The 22,114-nt window shown below is 46.3% G+C and carries 17 protein-coding genes; 2 read left to right on the forward strand and 15 right to left on the reverse strand.

Annotation, left to right across the window (positions count from 1 at the left end; all coding sequences use genetic code 11):
* The 14 genes from A3KS_RS0111540 to A3KS_RS0111605 form a co-directional block, all read right to left on the reverse strand.
* Positions 1 to 805: elongation factor Tu (locus tag A3KS_RS0111540; RefSeq protein WP_026395053.1), on the reverse strand; the 805-nt coding region annotated here is incomplete at its 3' end.
* A gap of 38 nt (positions 806 to 843) precedes the next feature.
* Positions 844 to 2,916, reverse strand: coding sequence for an elongation factor G (gene fusA / locus A3KS_RS0111545; protein ID WP_026395054.1), 2,073 nt, complete (start codon positions 2,914 to 2,916; stop codon positions 844 to 846).
* Between the two features lie 38 nt (positions 2,917 to 2,954).
* Positions 2,955 to 3,425, reverse strand: a complete 471-nt coding sequence (gene rpsG / locus A3KS_RS0111550; protein WP_026395055.1) for a 30S ribosomal protein S7 — start codon at positions 3,423 to 3,425, stop codon at positions 2,955 to 2,957.
* 141 nt (positions 3,426 to 3,566) lie between these two features.
* Positions 3,567 to 3,941, reverse strand: a complete 375-nt coding sequence (gene rpsL, locus A3KS_RS0111555; RefSeq protein ID WP_026395056.1) for a 30S ribosomal protein S12 — start codon at positions 3,939 to 3,941, stop codon at positions 3,567 to 3,569.
* Between the two features lie 103 nt (positions 3,942 to 4,044).
* Entirely contained in the window at positions 4,045 to 4,284 is a 240-nt protein-coding gene (locus A3KS_RS0111560) for a L7Ae/L30e/S12e/Gadd45 family ribosomal protein (RefSeq protein ID WP_026395057.1), read from the reverse strand.
* 80 nt (positions 4,285 to 4,364) lie between these two features.
* Entirely contained in the window at positions 4,365 to 8,036 is a 3,672-nt protein-coding gene (rpoC, locus tag A3KS_RS0111565; protein ID WP_051355833.1) for a DNA-directed RNA polymerase subunit beta', read from the reverse strand.
* 36 nt (positions 8,037 to 8,072) lie between these two features.
* The gene (gene rpoB / locus A3KS_RS0111570) at positions 8,073 to 11,732 is read right to left on the reverse strand and encodes a DNA-directed RNA polymerase subunit beta (protein ID WP_051355834.1); all 3,660 of its coding nucleotides are present in this window, start codon (positions 11,730 to 11,732) and stop codon (positions 8,073 to 8,075) included.
* Between the two features lie 410 nt (positions 11,733 to 12,142).
* The gene (locus A3KS_RS0111575) at positions 12,143 to 12,934 is read right to left on the reverse strand and encodes an amino acid ABC transporter ATP-binding protein (RefSeq protein ID WP_026395060.1); all 792 of its coding nucleotides are present in this window, start codon (positions 12,932 to 12,934) and stop codon (positions 12,143 to 12,145) included.
* 9 nt (positions 12,935 to 12,943) lie between these two features.
* Positions 12,944 to 13,606 carry an amino acid ABC transporter permease gene (locus A3KS_RS0111580; RefSeq protein ID WP_026395061.1) on the reverse strand — a complete coding sequence of 221 codons (663 nt, stop codon included), beginning with the start codon at positions 13,604 to 13,606 and terminating at the stop codon, positions 12,944 to 12,946.
* A gap of 95 nt (positions 13,607 to 13,701) precedes the next feature.
* Positions 13,702 to 14,505, reverse strand: a complete 804-nt coding sequence (locus A3KS_RS0111585; RefSeq protein ID WP_026395062.1) for an amino acid ABC transporter substrate-binding protein — start codon at positions 14,503 to 14,505, stop codon at positions 13,702 to 13,704.
* 232 nt (positions 14,506 to 14,737) lie between these two features.
* Positions 14,738 to 15,379, reverse strand: a complete 642-nt coding sequence (gene dhaL / locus A3KS_RS0111590; RefSeq protein WP_026395063.1) for a dihydroxyacetone kinase subunit DhaL — start codon at positions 15,377 to 15,379, stop codon at positions 14,738 to 14,740.
* A gap of 73 nt (positions 15,380 to 15,452) precedes the next feature.
* Entirely contained in the window at positions 15,453 to 16,460 is a 1,008-nt protein-coding gene (locus A3KS_RS0111595) for a dihydroxyacetone kinase subunit DhaK (protein WP_026395064.1), read from the reverse strand.
* 167 nt (positions 16,461 to 16,627) lie between these two features.
* Positions 16,628 to 17,026, reverse strand: a complete 399-nt coding sequence (gene dhaM / locus A3KS_RS0111600; protein WP_026395065.1) for a dihydroxyacetone kinase phosphoryl donor subunit DhaM — start codon at positions 17,024 to 17,026, stop codon at positions 16,628 to 16,630.
* Positions 17,027 to 17,094: 68 nt separating this feature from the next.
* Positions 17,095 to 19,119: a sigma 54-interacting transcriptional regulator gene (locus A3KS_RS0111605; protein ID WP_026395066.1), complete on the reverse strand. Its 2,025-nt coding sequence runs from the start codon at positions 19,117 to 19,119 to the stop codon at positions 17,095 to 17,097.
* A 211-nt stretch (positions 19,120 to 19,330) separates the two neighbouring features.
* On the opposite strand from A3KS_RS0111605, the gene A3KS_RS0111610 reads away from it, so the two are divergent.
* Together A3KS_RS0111610 and A3KS_RS0111615 are read left to right on the forward strand one after the other, a co-directional pair.
* Positions 19,331 to 19,780, forward strand: coding sequence for an RpiB/LacA/LacB family sugar-phosphate isomerase (locus A3KS_RS0111610; RefSeq protein WP_207637755.1), 450 nt, complete (start codon positions 19,331 to 19,333; stop codon positions 19,778 to 19,780).
* A gap of 7 nt (positions 19,781 to 19,787) precedes the next feature.
* A complete protein-coding gene (locus A3KS_RS0111615; protein WP_026395068.1) occupies positions 19,788 to 20,561 on the forward strand; it encodes a triose-phosphate isomerase in 774 nt (257 codons plus the stop codon).
* Between the two features lie 75 nt (positions 20,562 to 20,636).
* On the opposite strand, the gene A3KS_RS0111620 is transcribed toward A3KS_RS0111615, so the two are convergent.
* The gene (locus A3KS_RS0111620; RefSeq protein WP_026395069.1) at positions 20,637 to 22,022 is read right to left on the reverse strand and encodes a uridine kinase family protein; all 1,386 of its coding nucleotides are present in this window, start codon (positions 22,020 to 22,022) and stop codon (positions 20,637 to 20,639) included.
* Positions 22,023 to 22,114: the final 92 nt, after the last annotated feature.

The raw sequence follows: 22,114 nt of genomic DNA on the forward strand, positions 1-22,114 counted from the left end.
CCAGTAATTTACGGAACATTTCGATTCCGGTTACAACTGTTTTTCGAACGTCATGAATCCCGACGATTTCAACTTCTTCGCCGACTTTAACAATCCCACGTTCGATACGTCCGGTTGCTACGGTACCACGACCAGTGATTGAGAAGACATCTTCGACTGGCATCAGGAATGGTTTGTCNGTATCACGAACTGGATCGGGAACCCAGGTATCAACTGCGGTCATCAGTTCAACAATTTTGTCTCCCCATGGGCCGTCTGGATCTTCTAAGGCTCTTAACGCAGATCCTGGGATGATTGGTGTATCATCGCCTGGGAAATCATATTCGTCAAGCAGTTCACGAACTTCCATTTCAACTAATTCCAGTAATTCTTCGTCGTCGACCATATCAACTTTGTTTAAGAAAACAACGATGTATGGTACGCCTACCTGACGGCTTAACAGGATATGTTCACGTGTCTGTGGCATGGGGCCATCAGCCGCACTAACAACCAGGATAGCACCGTCCATTTGAGCAGCACCGGTGATCATGTTCTTAACATAATCGGCATGGCCTGGGCAGTCAACGTGTGCATAGTGACGCGCTGCAGTTTCATATTCAACGTGAGCGGTTGAAATGGTGATTCCACGTTCTCTTTCTTCTGGGGCTTTATCGATATTTTCGAATGCTACGGCTTCCCCTGTTCCAAATCGCTTGTTTAATACAGATGTGATCGCCGCTGTTAATGTGGTTTTACCATGATCGACATGACCAATTGTTCCAACATTTACATGGGGCTTATTTCTTTCAAATTTTGACTTTGCCATTTGTTCTTCTCCTTAAAAATTATTTTATAGCTATGCTATTATTTACGGCCTTCAATTATTTCTTCTGAAATAAATTTAGGTACAGCTTCATAGTGCGAGAACTGCATGGTGTAAACGCCACGACCCTGAGTTTTACTTCTTAGAGTTGTTGCATAACCAAACATTTCCGACAGTGGCACCATTCCTTTAATGATCTGTGCACCACCACGCATTTCCATACCTTCGACACGACCACGTCGTGAGCTGATATCGCCCATTACGTCGCCCATGTATTCTTCTGGAATTACGACTTCAAGTTTGAATACTGGTTCTAAGATAACCGGATCTGCTTTTCTCATACCATTTTTAAACGCCATCGATCCGGCCACTTTAAAGGCCATTTCTGATGAATCCACATCATGGTATGAACCGTCATAAACGATAACCTTAAGATCCAATACTGGATATCCGGCTAGAACACCATTACGCATTGCTTCTTCAATCCCCTGATTAATTGGGTTGATGAATTCTTTTGGAATCGATCCCCCAACCGTCTTGTTTTCGAAGATATATCCGGTTCCAGGTTCAACTGGCTCCATCCGGATGAGACAATGACCATATTGACCACGACCACCCGATTGACGAGCAAATTTACCCTCAGCATCAACTGCTTTGGTAATGGATTCTTTATACGCTACCTGTGGTGCGCCGACATTGGCTTCTACTTTAAATTCTCGTAACATACGGTCAACGATGATGTCAAGGTGAAGTTCACCCATTCCTGAGATGATCGTTTGTCCGGTTTCTTCATCGGTACGGGTTCTGAAAGTAGGATCTTCTTCAGCAAGTTTTGCTAAAGCAGTACTCATTTTTTCCTGGCCAGCCTTTGTTTTTGGTTCAATGGCAACATGGATTACCGGTTCCGGGAATTCCATGGACTCAAGAATAATAGGCGCCTTGTCTGAACACAGGGTATCCCCTGTTGAGGTATCTTTTAAACCAACTGCGGCAGCGATATCCCCGGTATAAACAGTGGTAATCTCTTCACGATGGTTGGCATGCATTTGCAGGATACGCCCCAAACGTTCTCTTTTTCCTTTAGATGAATTGAAAACATATGAACCGGATTCAATACTTCCCGAATATACCCGGAAGAATGCCAGCTTTCCAACAAATGGATCAGTCATGATCTTAAATGCCAATGCTGAGAATGGTTCATCATCACTTGCTTTTCGGCTATCTTCTTCTTCAGTATCAGGATTGATTCCGGTGATCGCAGGAACATCCAGTGGGCAGGGCATATAGTCAACAATTGCATCCAATACTAATTGAACACCTTTATTTTTATATGATGAACCACAAACAACTGGAATAATATCAACATTCAATGTTGCCAGTCGAATGGCTGCCTTCAGTTCGTCAAGACCAATTTCTTCGCCTTCAAGGAATTTTTCCATGATCGCTTCATCATAATCAGAAATAGACTCAATTAATTTTTCGCGGTATTCGTCAGCCAGCTCACGCATGTCTTCAGGAATATCGACGATTTCAATTTCTTCGCCTAAATCATCTTTATAGATCATAGCTTTCATGATCAGGAGATCAATAATCCCCACAAAGTCACTTTCTTTGCCAATAGGTAATTGAATTGGAACAGGATTCGTGCTTAAACGATCCTCCATCATCTTCAGTACATTATAAAAATCGGCTCCGGTAATGTCCATCTTATTGATATAAGCCATTCTGGGAACATGATATTTATCGGCTTGTCGCCATACTGTTTCTGATTGAGGCTCAACGCCACCTTTTGCACAAAAAACAGCTACCGCTCCATCAAGAACTCTCAAAGATCGTTCTACTTCTACGGTAAAATCAACGTGGCCTGGTGTATCAATGATATTGATACGGTTTTTATTCCAAAAACACGTGGTTGCTGCCGAGGTAATAGTAATACCTCTTTCTTGTTCCTGTTCCATCCAGTCCATTTGGGAAACCCCATCATGGGTTTCTCCAATTTTATGGATTTTTCCGGAATAGAACAGGATTCTTTCTGTGGTAGTGGTTTTTCCTGCATCAATATGTGCCATAATACCTATATTTCTTGTTTTATCTAAACTATACTCTCTTGACACAGATGCTTTCCTCTCTTATTTCTAAATCTAAACAACGATTACCAACGATAATGTGCAAAAGCTTTATTGGCTTCAGCCATGGCGTGAGTATCATCTTTTTTCTTAACAGCTGCACCACTATTATTGAGTGCATCCATAATTTCTCCAGCTAAACGATCCTTCATTGTTTTTTCAGATCTTTTTCTTGAGTAATTAACTAACCAACGTAACCCTAAAGCTTGTTTACGCTCAGTTCTGATTTCCATTGGCACCTGGTAGGTTGCACCACCAACTCGGCGAGCTTTTACTTCTAAAACAGGTGTGATATTAGCCAGCGCTTCCCGGAATGCTTCCAGGGCATCTTTGCCAGTTTTTTCAGTAACTTTTTCAAATGCATCGTAAACGATTCTTTGGGCAACACCTTTTTTCCCATCTAACATGATATTGTTAACTAACTTTGTTACAACAATATCTCCGTAAATAGGATCAGGTAAAACTTCTCTTTTTGGAACAGGTCCTTTTCTAGGCACTTTACTTCCCTCCTTAACATTTTTATGTTCATCGGTACTCGACATCCAACGTTTCGTTGTTGTGCGTATAGCGTCTCTAACATATATTTGGTCTCGATCAATTTAAATAACGAGCGCTTGAATATGCAGCACTATGCACTACTACTTTTTAGGCTTTTTAGCCCCGTATTTGGATCGAGCTTGTCTACGAGCGTCAACACCAGCGGTATCAAGCGCACCACGGATAATTTTATAACGAACCCCTGGTAAATCCTTGACACGTCCACCCTTAATAAGAACAATACTATGTTCCTGTAAATTGTGGCCAACACCAGGAATATAGGCTGTTACTTCCATTCCGTTAACGAGACGAACTCTGGCGATTTTTCGAAGCGCCGAGTTTGGTTTCTTTGGTGTGGATGTTCTAACTGCTGTACATACGCCTCTTTTTTGAGGGTTTGCTTTCAACGCTGGAGTTTTTGTTTTATCTACCATGCGTTTTCTTCCTTTTTTTACAAGCTGATTAATTGTAGGCATTTAGTCCTGCACCTCCTTTTAATATTAATATATCAATAATCGAAACGATTATTAATGACTTTTTTGGGAACCAGGATCACTTTAAAGGCAACCCTGGTTCGAGTTATTTGATAATGGCAATGACGGCTGCGGCCCGATCAATCCCACTGGCTTTTCCGAGTCCAACTTTCGTTTCAACTCGTTCTACCGTGATCTGATGGTTATCACAGCATTCGACAATGCTTTTTTTGATACTTTCATCGGTATCTTCTGCTAAAATGACTTTCAGTGCTTTGCCTTCTTTCACAGCCTTAAGAGTTTGTTTCATTCCAATCACTTTTGAAACATCAACAAATTGATTCATCGGTTCCTCCTTCTTGCTGTTCGTGCGTTTCGCTAAACACACCTAATAACTATACATGTTTGAGTCTTAAATGTCAAGAATTATTCTTTTGTTAAGAAATCCAGGTCGAAGATGTCCAGATCGGTGATAATGGCATCTTCCGTTTCATCCTGTTCTTCTTCAACATAGGCGTTTAAAATATCATCATCGAAAACTATATCCAGTGATTCAGTAACCGAGTCTTCTTCGATCATATCCTCGTAAATATCTTCCTCTTCCCGTTCATAAACCAGATCAATGTCACCATACATCTTGACACCGGTACCGGCTGGCACCAATTGTCCGATAATAACATTTTCTTTCAGTCCAATCAACGGATCGACCTTGCCTTTAATGGCGGCGTCGGTCAGGACCCGAGTGGTTTCCTGGAAGGATGCGGCTGATAGGAATGAATCAGTTGCCAGCGAAGCTTTGGTGATACCCAGTAGTTCCCGGCTGGCTGTCGCTTCTTCGCCACCGGCTTCCCGGGCGGCACGGTTTTCTTCTTCAAAATTGAAGATATCAACTAAGCTGCCCGCCAGTAAAGCAGTATCGCCAGGGTTTTCAATCTTAACTTTTCTAAGCATTTGACGGATAATAACTTCCAGATGCTTGTCGCCGATGTGTACCCCTTGCATTCGGTAAACTTTTTGCACTTCCTGCAGCAGATATTGCTGCACATGGTCAATCCCCTGAATACGAAGAATATCACTGGGGTTAATGGAACCTTCGGTGATCTCATCTCCGGCAATGACCTGATCGCCGGTATGAACCCGCAGTCGTGAGCCGTAAGGAATCAGGTAAACCTTCATATCCCCATCAGCACCGGTAACAACGGCTTCAGTTTTCTTCTGCGTATCCTGAATTTCCACGCGACCGTCAATTTCTGAAATAATCGCCTGGCCTTTCGGTTTTCGGGCTTCGAAAAGCTCTTCGATACGGGGCAGACCCTGGGTGATATCATCAGCTGAAGCAACCCCACCAGTATGGAAGGTACGCATGGTCAGCTGGGTACCCGGCTCACCAATTGACTGGGCGGCAATGATACCAACGGCTTCGCCGATTTCAACGGGTCGCCAGGTGGTTAAATCAACCCCATAGCATTTTTTACAGACCCCATATTTGGACTGACAATTAAAGGCGGCGCGAATCAATACTTTTTCAATCCCCGCTTTATCAATACTGTCAGCCATTTCAGTTGAGATGATCTCGCCCGCCGGTGCCAGGACTTCGCCTGTTTCCGGATGAACTACATCTTCAAAGGCATATCGGCCGACCAATCGTTCATGCAGGGTTTCGATAATTTCGCCGTGATCGTTAATTGTGGAAACCTCATAACCCCGGGTGGTGCCGCAATCATCCTCACGGACAATTACATCCTGGCTGACATCAACCAGACGCCGGGTCAGGTAACCGGAATCGGCAGTTCGTAGGGCGGTATCCGCGAGACCTTTTCGGGCCCCATGGGTGGAGGAGAAAAACTCCAGAACATTTAACCCTTCACGGAAGTTGGACCGGATTGGCAGCTCGATGATTCGACCACTTGGGTTGGCCATCAGACCACGCATCCCGGCTAACTGTCGGATCTGGTTCTTACTACCTCGGGCCCCGGAATCCGCCATCATGTTAATTGGATTCAGATCTTCAAGGTGATCCAGCAACGCATCGGTAACTTCGTCAGTAGCTTTGTTCCAAATTTCAACAACATTATTATAACGTTCTTCATCACTGATAAAACCTTGACGATAGAGGGTCATATTTTCGGTGATCTTATCGTCGGCCCGGGATAGAATTTCTTCTTTGTTCTTAGGAACTTCCATATCGCTGACCCCAACGGTGATGGCACCTCGGGTTGAGAATTTAAAACCTAAGCGTTTAATTTCATCCAGTACTTCAGATGTTTTGGTGGGTCCATATGTTTTATAGCAGCGCTCGACAATTTCCGACAATACTTTTTTATTAACCTGTCGGTCTATTTCCAGGGCAAATTTTTCTTCGATGGTATCGCGTTTAACAAAACCAAGTTCCTGGGGAATAATGGTGTTGAAAATGAATCGACCGACGGTTCCATCAACAAGGCGGGTCATCGTTTCGCCATCAATTTCTTTGGTGATCCGGACCTTGACCTGGGCATGAAGCTCGACATCTTTATTGAAGTAAGCCATTTCCATTTCATCCAGGTCTCGGAAGACACTATTGGTGCCTTTGCCATCTTTCTTATAGATGGTCATATAATAGGTACCCAAAATCATATCCTGGGTTGGTGCGACAACTGGCGTACCATCCTGTGGCTTAAGAATATTATTGGATGCCAGCATCAGGAAGCGGGCTTCGGCCTGAGCTTCGACTGATAAGGGCACATGGACCGCCATCTGATCGCCGTCAAAGTCGGCATTGTAGGCAGTACAAACCAACGGATGGAGTTTAATCGCTTTTCCTTCAACCAGAATTGGTTCAAAGGCCTGAATCCCCAGGCGATGAAGGGTTGGCGCCCGGTTTAACAGAACCGGATGTTCCTGAATAACATCTTCTAAAACATCCCAGACCATTGGATCCAGTTTTTCGACCATTTTCTTGGCACTTTTGATGTTTTGTGACAGGTTACGGCCAACCAGTTCCCGCATTACAAATGGCTTGAATAATTCAATTGCCATCTCTTTGGGGAGTCCACATTGGAACATTTTCAGATCTGGCCCGACGACGATAACCGAACGGCCCGAGTAGTCAACCCGTTTCCCCAAAAGGTTCTGACGGAAACGACCCTGTTTACCCTTAAGCATATCACTAAGGGATTTAAAGGGACGGTTACCCGGACCAGTGACGGCCCGGCCACGTCGACCATTGTCAATTAGAGCATCAACGGCTTCCTGAAGCATCCGTTTTTCATTTTGAACAATGATATCCGGAGCATCCAGTTCCAGCAGTTTTAACAGCCGGTTGTTTCGGTTAATCACTCGACGGTACAGGTCATTAAGATCCGAGGTGGCAAAACGGCCGCCATCCAATTGGACCATTGGCCGCAATTCCGGCGGAATAACCGGAATGGTTTCCAGAATCATCCATTCCGGACGGTTGGTGGAATTTCTGAAGGCTTCAACCGCTTCCAGACGACGGGCGACCCGGATCTTTTTCTGACCGGACGCGCCTTTTAGTTCTTCCTTAAGCACAGCCGATTCCTGATCCAGGTCGACCAGTTTCAGTAATTCCTGAATCGCTTCGGCACCAATGCTGGCGGTAAACTTATTGCCAAACTGACTCTTAGCTTCTTTATACTCCGCTTCGGTGAGGATCTGTTTGAAATCAAAATTGCTTTCGCCCGGATCGGTGACCACATAAGCCGCAAAATATATAATTTTTTCCAGATTTCTGGGAGACATTTCCAGAATCAGTCCCATTCGACTGGGAATTCCTTTGAAATACCAGATATGCGAAACTGGAGAGGCCAGTTCAATATGCCCCATCCGCTCACGTCTGACCTTAGCCTTAGTTACTTCAACCCCGCAGTTTTCACAGACAATGCCTTTATGGCGAATACGCTTGTATTTACCACAGTTACATTCCCAGTCTTTCTGCGGTCCAAAAATCTTCTCACAAAACAACCCCTCTTTTTCTGGTTTCAGGGTTCTATAATTAATGGTTTCCGGTTTTTTTACTTCTCCACGTGACCACTCTCTGATTTTTTCAGGTGAGGCCAATCCGATTTGTAAGGATTTGAAGGTGAATTCCTCGTTCAACAAATGGCTTCGCTCCCTTCTTTAATAAATTTATTGTTATAATAAGTCGTCGTCTTCGTCATCATCAATGCTCTTAATCTGGAAGCTGTCTTCCAATTTCACGTCATCTCCGGCTTCGGAAAGTTCGGTGCTACCAATTTCAATGGCCAGTTCTTCCAAAGGATCCCGTTCATCCATCTCATCATCAAGCAGCTTAATCATTTCCTGATCATTGAGGATGTTGACATCCAGACCTAAACTCTGGAATTCTTTCATCAGTACCTTGAAAGACTCAGGAATGCCTGGTTTAGGAATATTTTCGCCTTTGACAATCGCTTCATAGGCTTTAACCCGGCCGACGACGTCATCCGACTTGATCGTCAAGATTTCCTGCAGGGTATGGGCGGCGCCATAGGCTTCCAGGGCCCAAACTTCCATTTCTCCAAAACGCTGTCCCCCAAATTGAGCTTTACCGCCCAAAGGTTGCTGGGTAACTAAGGAGTATGGTCCGGTCGAACGGGCATGCATTTTATCATCAACCAAATGGTGAAGTTTAAGAATATACATGTAACCAACGGTAACCTTATTATCAAAAGGCTCGCCGCTGCGGCCATCATAAAGTTGGATCTTACCATCTTCAGGCAAATCGGCCTGTTTTAACAGATCCATAATGTCCTGTTCATCAGCCGGGTCAAAAACCGGCGTGGCAATATGCCAGCCGATGGATCGCATCGCCAGTCCCAGATGGACTTCCAAAACCTGACCGATGTTCATTCGCGAAGGAACCCCCAGCGGGTTAAGCACAATCTCCAGGGCTGTTCCGTCTGGCATAAACGGCATATCTTCTTCCGGCAGGATTCGGGAAATTACCCCTTTGTTTCCATGACGACCAGCCATTTTATCTCCAACGGAAATCTTACGTTTAACCGCGATCAGAACCCGCACCAGGGTATTAACCCCAGGTTTTAAGTCTTCATCTTTGTTTTCGCGCGAGAAGACCTTAACATCCAGAACAATCCCAGATTCTCCATGGGGAACCTTCAATGATGTATCCCGGATTTCCCGGGCTTTTTCGCCAAAGATGGCACGAAGCAATTTTTCTTCAGCAGACAGATCCGTTTCACCCTTTGGTGTTACTTTTCCAACCAGAATATCGTCCGATTTAACCTCGGCACCGACAAAGATAATACCCCGTTCATCGAGGTTCTTCAGCGCATCTTCACTGACATTGGGGATATCTCGGGTGATTTCTTCTGGTCCCAGTTTGGTTTCCCGGGCTTCGGCTTCAAATTCTTCAATATGGATCGATGTAAAGACATCTTCTTTTAATAGTTTTTCATTAATGAGGATGGCATCCTCGTAGTTGTAACCTTCCCAGGTCATAAAGCCCATCAGAATATTTCGACCCAGTGCCAGTTCACCCATTTCGGTGGACGGACCATCGGCAATGATCTCGCCGGCCTGAACATATTGACCTTTGTTGACCAACGGTTTATGGTTCATACAGGTACCCTGGTTAGAGCGTTTAAATTTAAGTAAGGTGTACTTATCCAGCTCGCCGTTATCGGTGCGGATGTGAATGGCTGAGGCCTCCACCCGTTCGATGGTGCCGGCATTTCTGGCAATGACACAGACGCCGGAATCCTTGGCGGCCTTGTGTTCCATCCCAGTACCGATAACCGGTGCTTTGGGAATCAACAGTGGCACAGCCTGACGTTGCATGTTGGCACCCATCAGAGCCCGGTTGGCATCATCATTTTCGAGGAAGGGAATCAGTGATGTCGCAACCGAAACGATCTGTTTTGGCGAAATATCCATATAATCCACGCGGTCTGGGGCAATCAGAACGAAATCCCGTTTGCTACCAGCACGGCCGGTTACCTGTTTACGGGCAAAGCGGTTATCATCGTCCAATGGCTCGTTAGCCTGAGCAATGGTATAACGACCTTCTTCATCGGCTGCCAGATAATGTATTTCATCCGTTACGACCCCATCATAAACCTTCCGGTAAGGGGCTTCAATAAAGCCATATTCATTAACCCGGGCATAGGTACTGAGCGATCCGATCAGTCCGATGTTCGGACCTTCAGGGGTTTCAATTGGACACATCCGGCCATAATGGCTATGGTGAACATCTCGAACCTCAAACCCGGCCCGCTCACGGCTTAACCCACCAGGTCCCAAGGCTGATAAACGTCGCTTATGCGTCAGTTCCGCCAATGGGTTGGTCTGATCCATAAACTGAGACAGCTGGGAGCTACCGAAAAATTCTTTTAAGGCGGCGTTGACCGGACGGGTATTGATTAAACCCTGAGGGGTTAAAATTTCATCGTCCTGAACTGACATTCGTTCCCGAACCACCCGTTCCATTCGGGATAACCCGATCCGGAACTGATTTTGTAACAGCTCGCCCACCGAGCGCAGACGACGATTGCCCAAATGGTCAATATCATCAATGGCGCCGATATCGTAGTCAAGACCGATAATATAAGAGATCGAGGCATGCAGATCAGAAATCAGCACATGCTTGGGGACCAGCTCATCCATTCGCTTCTTGATTGATTTTTTCTTTTCTTCATCGGTCATGTCTGATTCTAAAATCTCTTTTAGTACTTCATAACAGACATTTTCTTTGATGTCCAAATCACTGATGTCAAAGGGTAGATCCTGGGCATTGATGTCAACAAAACCGTTTCCGATGACGCGGACGATTTTATCATCCACTTTGACGTCAACCACATTGATTCCAGTGTTCTGAATATCGGTGGCCACATTGATGGAGATGATTTCATTCTCTTCAACGTAGACTTCACCAGTTTCCGGATTGACCACGGTATTCGCGGCTCGCTGGCCGGAAATCCGGGTTGCCAGAGATAATTTTTTGTTATATTTATGACGGCCAACCTTGGCCAGATCATAGCGACGATCGTCAAAAAACATCGAATTAAGCAACGATTGGGCGCTTTCCACAGTAGGTGGCTCGCCGGGTCTTAAGCGTTTATAAATCTCGATCAGACCATCCCGGGTTGATTTCATATTGTTATTTTCATCTTTTTTGATCGTTTCGATGAGTCGGTAATCATCACCGTAGAAATCAAGAATTTCCTGATTGGTTCCCAATCCCAGGGCGCGAATCAGCGCTGTGATTGGTAATTTACGGGTCCGGTCAATTTTAACGTACATGATGTCGTTGGAATCTGTTTCATATTCCAACCAGGCCCCACGGTTAGGAATAACCTGAGCTGAAAATAATTTCTTGCCCAGTTTATCGCGGCTCAAGGAAAAATATGCCCCTGGTGATCTGACCAGCTGGCTGACGATAACCCGTTCCGCTCCATTGACAATGAAGGTTCCGGTTTCGGTCATTTTATGCAAGTCGGCCATATAGACCTTTTGCTCTTTAACTTCGTTCTTTTCCTTATTTATTAAACGAACTGTTACTTTTAATGGTATAAAGTAGGTTTGATCCCTCTCTTTACACTCCTCCACTGAATACTTTGGTTTTCCCTCTATGGAATAATCCACAAATTCTAAAACCAGATTTCCAGTGTAGTCTTCGATTTTATCAATATCATCAAAAACCTCTTGGAGTCCTTTTTCAATAAACCAGTTGTATGAATCTTTCTGAACCTCAATCAGGTTCGGCATTTCAATAACTTCTTTGATTTTAGAAAAGCTTTGGCGTGTTCTTAAACCATCTTTTTCAGGATGCAACATTACCATCCAATATCACCCCTCGCAAAAATACTCAGCAACGGACTACCCCTCACCGACTCGTGTTCGGCCTGTGGGTATCCCAAATTTGCCTGTTGTGTTTCGTCTCGCCTTGTGTTATTATTAGACCGTAATCAATTTCATAGCTGCTGGCTCCGACATGCTTCCCCTTTGATCAGTTGTTCATGACTGAGTCGCAAACGCTTCATTGACCGCCCAAAAATTGACGACAAGAATGCATTCTACTCTTATTTTAAAAGATACCAATGCAATTTTATATGCTATCACAAGACTTTCTCTTTGTCAAGCCTATCTTGTATTTTAAAAGCCTTCCCGCTCGATGCGGGAAGGCTTTCTTTATTTTATGTTTTGATTTTTTAAACCTGAACCACTATTTTTGTTCCTTAATTTTCTCAGCAATATTTTTTCAGTCGGTATTTCTTACTTGTTTTCTTCTGCTCCCGTAAAATACTGCTTAAAAACTCCTGGGTTCTTTTTTCCTGAGGATGAATGAAAATATCTTCCGGACTGCCTTCTTCAAGAATCGTTCCCGAGTCCATAAAAACCACCTTGTTAGCTACTTCCCGGGCAAAACTCATTTCGTGGGTCACCACCACCATGGTCATGTGCTCATTGGCCAGGCTTTGCATAACGTTGAGAACCTCCCCGGTGAGCTCGGGGTCCAGGGCTGAGGTAGGCTCATCAAAAAGCAAAATATCAGGATTCATCATCAGTGCCCGGGCGATGGCGACTCGCTGTTTTTCGCCCCCGGACAGGGTTGAGGGCATCGCATCAATCCGTTCCAGTAAGCCGACCTTGTTGAGATAGGCTTCGCAGCGTTGGTTCATGGCCGCCGTTTCTTCTTTCTTTACCACCTTCGGGGCCAATTCCAGATTCTGACGAACGGTGAGATGAGGAAAAAGGTTAAAGTGCTGAAAAACCATCCCCATTTTCATAATAATCGCTCGGATCTCCGGCGGGCTAGGGTACACGCCATCTTTCAGCAACGGTTTACCTTCCATGATGATGTCACCGCTGTCGGCCTTTTCCAAGTCGATGAGGCAGCGCAGCAAGGTCGATTTCCCCGACCCCGATGACCCAATGATAGCCATCACGTCGCCCTTATTGACGGTAAATGAGATGTCCTTCAAGACATGATTTTTTCCAAAACTTTTATTGAGCTGATTGACTTTTATAATTTCCATCATTTTCCCCTAGAACTCGTATTTGGTTTCAAGCTTTTTAAATACCATCGTGATCACAAAGTTGATCAGCAAGTATAAGGCCGCCGCAACCAGAAAAGCAAAGGTATCCCCATCCCGATTAACAGCTGTTTTAGCATAATGGAGAATCTCGGCCACCCCAATCACCGTGACCAGTGCGGTGTCTTTGACCAGCGTAATGGTTTCATTGCTGATGGCTGGTAAACAGACCCGAATCATCTGGGGAATCACCACCCGGATCATCGTTTCTATTTTTGTCAGCCCTAAAACTTTGGCCGCTTCATACTGTCCTTTGTCAATGGCTAGCAAGCCGCCCCGGAAGATTTCGGCAAAATAAGCGGCATAGTTCATACAAAAAGCAATACAGGCAGCGGTAAAGCGACCAAAAATCAGATAGTCTCCCACCACCGGCAACAATGGCAGACCAAAATAGACAAACATAATCTGCAGCAGCAGTGGGGTCCCCCGGACCACATAGATATAGCCTTTGGCCAGTGATTTAACGGGCTTGAGGCGACTCCGAGCCATCAAGGTAAACATAAAACCCAGCGGCAGGGAGCAGACAATGGTGACGGCAAAAACACTGAGAGTAATAACCATTCCCTGCAGCATCGGTAAGGTGATATTCGATAAATAGATATAAAAATCTGACATTTTATTCTCCTGAGGAACGAAATAATATTAGTGGTAAACGTCATAAAAAAATCGGATAGAAACTATCCGATTTCTAAAAACTGATTGTTTTCTTTTTAGTTAGCTTTGTAGATGATGTCTTCGCCAAACCATTTGGTTGAAATGGTAGCGGCTGTTCCATCGGCAACCATGGCATCCATGGCATCCTGAACCTGAGTCAGTAACTCGGTATTACCTTTTTTGATCCCCACACCGTATAATTCTGGCGATAAGCTTTCACTTAAAATTACAAATTCAGCACTTTCCGAGGTGATGTAGTAGCGGGCGACGATGGAGTCAACTACAACGGCATCGATTCGGCCAATTCCCAGATCACTGAGGGCTGAGACGTTTTCCGGATATTCAGTCAATGTTGCCTCTTTGCTGATGGGATCAGCAGTGAACGCATCATAGGCTGAAGAACCTTTTTGGACGCCAACATTTTTACCAGCTAAATCAGCTTTTGTTTTGATTGGGGAATCTTTTTTAACGACGATGACCTGGTCATTTTCCAGATAAGGGGCGGTGAAATCCATGGCATTTTTTCGTTCATCGGTGATCGTTAAACCGTTCCAAATGACGTCAATATTGCCGGAATCCAGTTCCAGTTCTTTGGTGTCCCAGTTGATTGGTTGAAGTACAACTTCCATTCCCATCCGTTTACCAACTTCTTTGGCCAGATCCACATCGAAACCAACAATTTCATTTTTGTCATCTCTGAAACCCATTGGCGGGAAGGAATCATCCAAACCGACCACAAAGGTCTTATCGTCATTATTGGCATTATCTTCTGTTTTTGCGGTGTTGCTACTGCATCCTGCAAATAAACCAGCGACCAGAACGACAACCAGCATCAGGCCAAATATACTTCTTTTTTTCATTCCTTTTTGTCCTCTTTTCCTAATATAATCTGAGGCTATTATACACTTTATCACTGTGCATTGCTAGCCCTTTACAGCAAAAATTTATTTCAAATACAATCCGTTTCGCCGTTTTTCGGCCGGACAATCTAAAAAAAGCCCGTATTCGCAGAGGCAACGTCAACACCCCTGGTGCGACCTGCACTCTGTATCATACGGACAGCTCCTGATTGCGTATTCTTTTTTCAAATTTCTACGGCATGCGCTTATATAAAATTGCCAGAATCGCGGCGCTGGAGGCCGAGCCCGGATCACGATGACCAATGGCCCGTTCGCCCAGCCGCATCGCCCGGCCTTTTTTGGCGATAATCGGGATGGTTGAATCGGAACCGGCTTCACCCACTTCAAGCGCTTTTTTCATCGCTTCTTTCGGTGCCAGCCCATCTTGATGATAAGCAGTGTTTAAGGCGTCAATGGCCGGTCTGAGGGTATCGACCATGGTTTTATCGCCAACTACTGCCTTGCCCCGTTTTTCGATGATCGCCACGCCGGCTTCCATCATTTCGATGAATTCGTCAAAGTTCACTTCCTCCTTACCTTTGGCCGGCACTCCAAACTTGCTGAAGAAGCCGCCATAAAGCGGGCCGGAAGCGCCGCCAACCTTATCAAGCAGAGCGGTACCAACATTTTTGAACAAAGTATTGATATCTTCGTCTTTCCAGCCGTCCAGGTTTTTGCTGACTTCGCGAAAACCGATACTCATATTCATGCCGTGGTCACCGTCGCCAATGGCTGAATCCAGTTCCGAAAAATAATCCTTTTTCTCTTCGGCCAACACAATGAGGTCATCAATCACCCCAAGAAAGTAGTCTTTATTTAAAATATAATCGCTCATAATTCTTCTCCTGACAATGATTTCGGGTTGATGGTTTCCCATCAACCCGCTTTGTTATTATTCTCGTTGCTATTTAGAACTGTTTAAAATAGGGGGTGTCGCAGGGATAATCCAATAATTCTTTCATTTCGTCGTCCAGTTTTACCAGAGTGACGGACATCCCGGCCATATCCATGGATGACGCAAATGAGCCAATCAGGGATTTGTAAATAGTAATGCCTTTGTCGGCCAGGATTTCAGCAACCCGACGGAAGCAGATGTGCAGATCCATCAGTGGCGTGGCACCCAGGCTGTTGACCAGAACATAAACCTCGTCGCCACTTTGATAAGGCAGATCGGCCAGAATCGGTTCCATAATCTGGTCGATGACTTTGTCAGCAGGTTCGATTTTACCACGACGGACCCCAGGTTCGCCATGGATACCCATACCGATTTCCATATCGCCGTCTTCCATTTCAAAAATTGGGCCGCCTTTTGATGGTAAGGTGGCCGAAGACATCGCCACACCCATGGTCCGGGTGACATCGTTACATTTTTTTGCCGCTGCCACGACGGCATCGAGATCGCCGCCCATTTCCGCCTTGGCTCCGGCGGCTTTGAAGACAAAAAAATCTCCGGCAATCCCGCGACGGTCTTCAATATTTTCAGAAGAAATAACATCGTCAGTAACCAGCACGGTTTCAACCCGGATACCATCTTCTTCATCAGCTTTTTCAGCGCCCATGTCAAAGTTCATCACATCGCCAGCGTAGTTACCGTAAAGGTAGATACAACCTTTACCAGTATCGATAGCTTTGACCGAGGCATAACAGGGATCTGGGGATGGCGAGGTATTGATGTTACCAATAACCGCGGCATCAGCAAAGCCTTTACCGACATAGCCCAAGAACAAGGGTTCATGTCCAGAGCCACCGCCGATGATCACGCCGACCTTGTCTTTTTGCTTGGCAGTTTTGCTGACCACCACCCGGCCCTGAGCTTCAGATGCCTGATCTAAGACCACATGATCTTTGTGGGCAGTTACATAACCGGCCAGCATTTCTTCTACTACATCATAGGGATCATTGATTAATCGTTTCATTTCTTCCTCCTAAAATTATTTGTTTGAATAAGTCTTTGTATACGTTTTCTTAACGCAAGAACCATGCCAGAGTGAAACCCACTCATAAAGCCAATGACGAGCTTGCGCTTTCTATGTTATGGGCGTTATTTCCCCGAATGGGGAAATTTTCCCAATCAACAGACCATTTAGTGAACCTTTCTCAGAGTCGCCCCTTCTTTGGCAGTGGCAATAATTTTTTCCAGCTCATTGCAGATAGTGGCCTGAATCACCCCGCCGATCACCCCTTCAACCAACGGTGCATCAACGATGTGGACCTTAGCCTGGAGCACTTCATCCTCCAGCATTTCGATGGCGGTTTCACTGCAGATCACCGCCGAGCCCAGATCGACAAAGATCAGGATATGCTCCCGTTCGGCCAGGCTCTCGATGGCCTTTTTGATCCTGGTGGTATTGGTACCAATCCGACCGTCGGCAGCCCCGCCGGCGGCAATCACCGCGACGCTGCCATCATTCATTTCCATGACAATGTCGCGCAGCCCTTCGGCCAACTTTTCACTATGCGATACGATAATTACACCGGTCATTTTCTTCCTCCAACTCGTTATGTGTTATCTGAATAGAATGTAATCGCAATTTTTGTGCCAATCGCAGTCTAGTCCAGCTGATATTTCCGGGCCTTGGCGGCAATGGTCTTGTGATCCAGCCCCAGGGCCAAACCAGCCTGACGGAAGCTACCGTGTTTGGTCAGCGCCCGGGCAATCAGTTCCCGCTCCATCTCAGCAAAGGTGGGGAGATTATCCCCATCGCCCCAGCGGGGACTTTTTTCGGCCGGCTCGACCCCGATTTCATCACATAGATAACCCGGTAAGTCCGCCAGAGTAATCCAGTCGCTATTGGACAGGGTCATGCCGCCCTCAATCATATTTTCCAGTTCTCTGACATTGCCGGGGAAATGATATTGCTCCAGGGCACTCAAGGCCGTTTTGGTCATGGCACAGCGGGGCAGGTCATATTTTTTGCTGATTTTCTCGGTGAAGTATTCCACCAGCAGTGGGATATCGCCCTTGCGCTGGCGCAGTGGTGGCAGCATCACGGTAATGACATTCAGGCGGTAATACAGATCGCGCCGGAAACTGCCCTCTTTCATCATCGTTTCCAGGGGACTGTTGGTGGCGGCAATCACCCGGACATCAATCTTAATCGGGTGGGCCCCGCCAATCCGTTCAATCTCCTGTTCCTGCAACACCCGCAGCAGTTTGGCCTGCATGGCCTTGTCCATGTCGCCGATTTCGTCGAGAAAAATCGTCCCGCCGCTGGCGATTTCGAATTTGCCCCGTTTTTCCTTGTAAGCCCCGGTAAAAGCCCCTTTTTCATAGCCAAACAGTTCGCTTTCCAGCAGATTGGAGGGGATCGCGGCGCAATTCATACCAACAAAGGGCTTTTTGTGGCGGGCTCCGGCCCGGTGAATGGCCCGGGCCACCAGCTCTTTGCCGGTGCCACTTTCGCCCCGGATCAGCACCGCCGCATCGGTTCGGGCCGCCTTTGAGGCCACCGTCAAGCTTTCAATCAAGGCGCCGCTCTTGCCAATGATACTATTAAAGGAGGGATTCAGGTCTTCTTTTTTGGCCAGCTCGTCCTGAAGAAAGCGAGCCTTTTCGGAAAGCAGCTCAATCCGGTCAGCCAGCTGGGCGATTTCGGTCAGCTCCCGGGCGACAATCACATTGCCGCGAAACTTCTGTTCAATAATAATCGGCCGGGCGGTCATAATAAATTGGCGGTTGTCGCTGTTGGTGATGATCAGCTCGCCCTGACCAGTGAAAAAAGTTTCGGCGAACTTTTCGGTAGCAAACAGATCCTGAATTTTGCGGGACAGCACCTGGGTACCTTCCTTTTTAAACATCTTGACAAAGGGATGATTGACATAGGTTACTTCCCGGGCATGATTGATCATACAGATGCCGTCATCGACGGTTTCGAGGATATTATTGAGCTTTTCTTTCAGTTCCTTGACCGAATGCAGTTCCCCGGATAATTCTTCAATCTGGGAGATATCCTGAAAAACCACCACCCCACCGATGACCTCGTCAGCGACGATAATCGGACTCTTATTAGTTATTACCCATTTTTTACCAATCTTATGCTTCAAACCGAGATTTTCTCTTTTTGATGCCAGCAAATCATGCAAATTAAAATTGGGCACCCATTCATCCGCCTTTTTGCCGATGATATCAGTGGCTTTGACGCCGGTGATTTCTTCCGCCGCACGATTGAAAATATTAATAATGCCATGGCTGTCCATGGCAATCAGGCCATTGTTGATGCTTTCAAAAATCTTTTCACTGGCCAGGGTATTCTCCTGGAGGATGCTGTCGATCGCTTCGGTATCCGGCGCCTCCAGCTCTGCTGTCTGGCTTAAAAAAGAAGCCAGCTTAAACACCGCTTCGGCACTGCCGGGATTGGGGCTGTAGACCTCCACCAGCTCTCCATGGCGGATTTTCAAGGACACCAGTGGCAGCACCGAGTTGCAGGCCACCCCATCCGCCGAACTGGGCCGCCGCAGGTATAGCTGACAGTCCCAGATTTTTTCGATTTTTTGGGCCTGCCGGGCCACCATCGCTGCCACCCGGGTATGGACCCCGTTTTTATTTTTGATGACTACCCGTTGTGTCTTCTCCATCCTGTCTCCCTGTCCTGACCAGGCCACCGTCAGGGGTACTGACCCGGTTATTTTTACTTTATTTCAAAGCCCTTTAAGCGCTTCGTTTCTTTACAAATCCCTGCATCTATGCCATAATGATAGCGTATCCCGAGGTTAAATACCTTAAAGAACAGGCTATTTTTACACAAGGGAAAATAACTGTGCAAATTCAGATACCAGGAGGAAGATGATGAAAATTGCCGTTGATTGTGACGATGCTGCCATTGATTTTAAGGACGAGATTTTTAATTATTTACAGAAAGCCGGTTACGACATCACCGATTTGCAATATTCCGCCAGCCACGATTGTGACTATCCTGAAATTGCCTTTAACCTGGCCGAAACCATCAAAAATAAGGAATATGACCGCGGCTTTATCTTTTGCGGCACCGGGCTGGGGGTGGCGATGATGGCCAACAAGGTGCCCGGGGTTTTTGCCGGCACCTGCCACGATGTCTATTCGGCCGAACGACTGGCCAAAAGCAACGATGCCAATGTCCTGACCATGGGGGCTCGGGTGATCGGCACCGAACTGGCCAAAATGATCGCCGAAGCATGGTTAAAAAGTGATTTCCAGGGCGGCGGCTCAACCAAAAAAGTTGAAAAAATGCGAACTCTGGAAAAAACCTATCTAAAGTAGGCCATCAATGAAAAAGTTCTTACTGGGAACCAACTGGAAGATGAATAAAACCCTGGCCGAGGGTCTGGCCTACAGCGCGGCCCTGATGACAATCATTGGTAAATATCCCCAATTTGAGTTTTTCATCATTCCCCCTTATACCCACCTGTGGAAAATAAAAGAAGCGCTTGCTGCTCAAAAAAGCCCCTTGAAGCTGGGCGCCCAGAATATGCACGAGCAGGACTCTGGGCAGTTTACCGGCGAAATTTCGCCGCTGATGCTGGCCGAAATCGGGGTCGATATCATTGAGTTGGGCCACAGCGAACGGCGCCAGTATTTTAACGAAAGCGACGAAGCCGTCAATCGCAAAGCCCGGGCCGCCCTCAAACACGGCTTTACCCCGCTGATTTGCATCGGCGAACAGCAGGCCGATAAAGACTACGGCGTTTCCAAAGAAATGCTGGCCAAACAGTTAAAGATCGCCTTAACCGATGTCCCGGCGGCAGCCATCGGCCAATTCTGGATCGCCTATGAACCGGTCTGGGCCATTGGCGTTGCTGGCACCCCGGCTGCTGCCGCCTATGTTGAGGAAATCCACGACTTCCTGCGGCGGGTTCTGATCGACCGCTACGGACCCAGCGGGGCGGCGGTGCCGCTGCTGTTTGGCGGCAGCGTCAACATTGATAACGCCCGGGATTATGCCCGGCTTGCCAACGTCGACGGCTTATTTATCGGCCGCAGTGCCTGGGAGCCGGAGCTGTTTGAAGCGATTATGGTGGCGCTTGGAACTATCACCAAGTAACTATATGACATGATCCTTGCGGCAAACGCAATGGAACCAGATGATATCCCCATGCCTGATTCAGATTTTTTGTTCTTAGTCAAAATAGATACTACCGCCGATGAATTCACGCAATATTGAATTAAAAGGGACTTTCTCGATATTCATCGGCTCACAGAAGGAAAGAATATTAAGCAGGCGGTCGCGGGTCTTCGCATAGGGGCTGTGATCCGCGATTTTATTAAGGGAAGCTTCGGCAAAAGTTCTCATCGCATTTAATTCGTATAGCAAGCTCGAATTGAACATCACGTCCGATTCTTCCTGGAATTTAAAGACGTTTTGATACTCTCCGCGGCGGACATTTTCCCACTGATCGAGGGTATCCTCGGGATGCGTCCCGCGGAATTGGTCGCCTCTGACAATGCGTCTGATCAGCCGCACTTCCGAACTCGGCACCCTGTTTTCCAGGTCGAAATTTAATTGAAAAAGCGAGCTGAGGTAGACCTTAAACAGCATGTTCCGGTTGATCCCCATAAACAATACCGGATTCAAGGCGTGAATCCCTTCGACGACCAGGATTTCATCGTGTCCTACTTGCAGTCTTCTTGTTTGGGCGGAACGACGACCGGTTTTAAAATCATAGATCGGTGTTTCAATTATTTTTCCATCGATCAGTTCTTTGAGCTGTTGTTGCAAATAAGGAAGATCCAACGCTTCCAGGCAGTCGAAATCCGGCTTGCCGTCTTCAGTGAGCGGTGTCTTTTCGCGGTTGACAAAATAATCATCCATTGACAGGGTAACCGGCTTTAATCCGTTCACACTCAACTGGGTCGATAACCGTTGCGCAAAGGTCGTCTTGCCGGAAGAAGAGGGTCCGGAAATCAGCAACACCCGCAGCGCCCGCTGCTGCAGCAGAATCATCACGGCAATATCGGAGATCTCCTTTTCATGCAGGGCTTCAGCCATCCCCAGCAGCTTCAGGCTGGCACTGCTTTTGACAAAGTCGTTAACATCATTGAGCAACTCGATATTAATATTTTTCAACCATTTCTGGGTCTTATCATACATGGCCGAGAGTTTATCTGGCGGAATCAACGCGGTGTTGCAATCGCGGTCAATGTCGCCAAAGTCAACAATAAAACCGCCAGCATAAGGAATCACACAAAAAGGATCCATATTTTTAACATTTGTTTCGCAGGGATAGATCATTTTAACAACATCGCCATCGACCTGATAAAAGTAGTAGCCACCCTCATGTTTCAAAAAGTCAATCTCCGGAGTACTTAAAACCCACTCGTTTAGTTTCTTTTCAATCTGATCGACTTCTCTGATTGAAATTGCCGAATCGGCAAACCGGCAAAATACGCCCTCCATAATTGAATAAGCGGTTTTAAGGGATTCTTGGGGGAAAAGCTGCCGAATAACAATGATCAATCCGAGCTTACAAGTCTGCCGGCTTTTAATCAGATGCGTTTCTCGCATAGCTACACCTTCTTTCGATTTAATTTGTTTTATTAATTTAAATAATTTATTCGTGCATATTTTCGATCAGACCCTGGTTTGATTGTTTTCTT

Source organism: Acetobacterium malicum subsp. dehalogenans DSM 11527, from assembly GCF_000472665.1.
GTDB lineage: Bacteria > Bacillota > Clostridia > Eubacteriales > Eubacteriaceae > Acetobacterium > Acetobacterium malicum.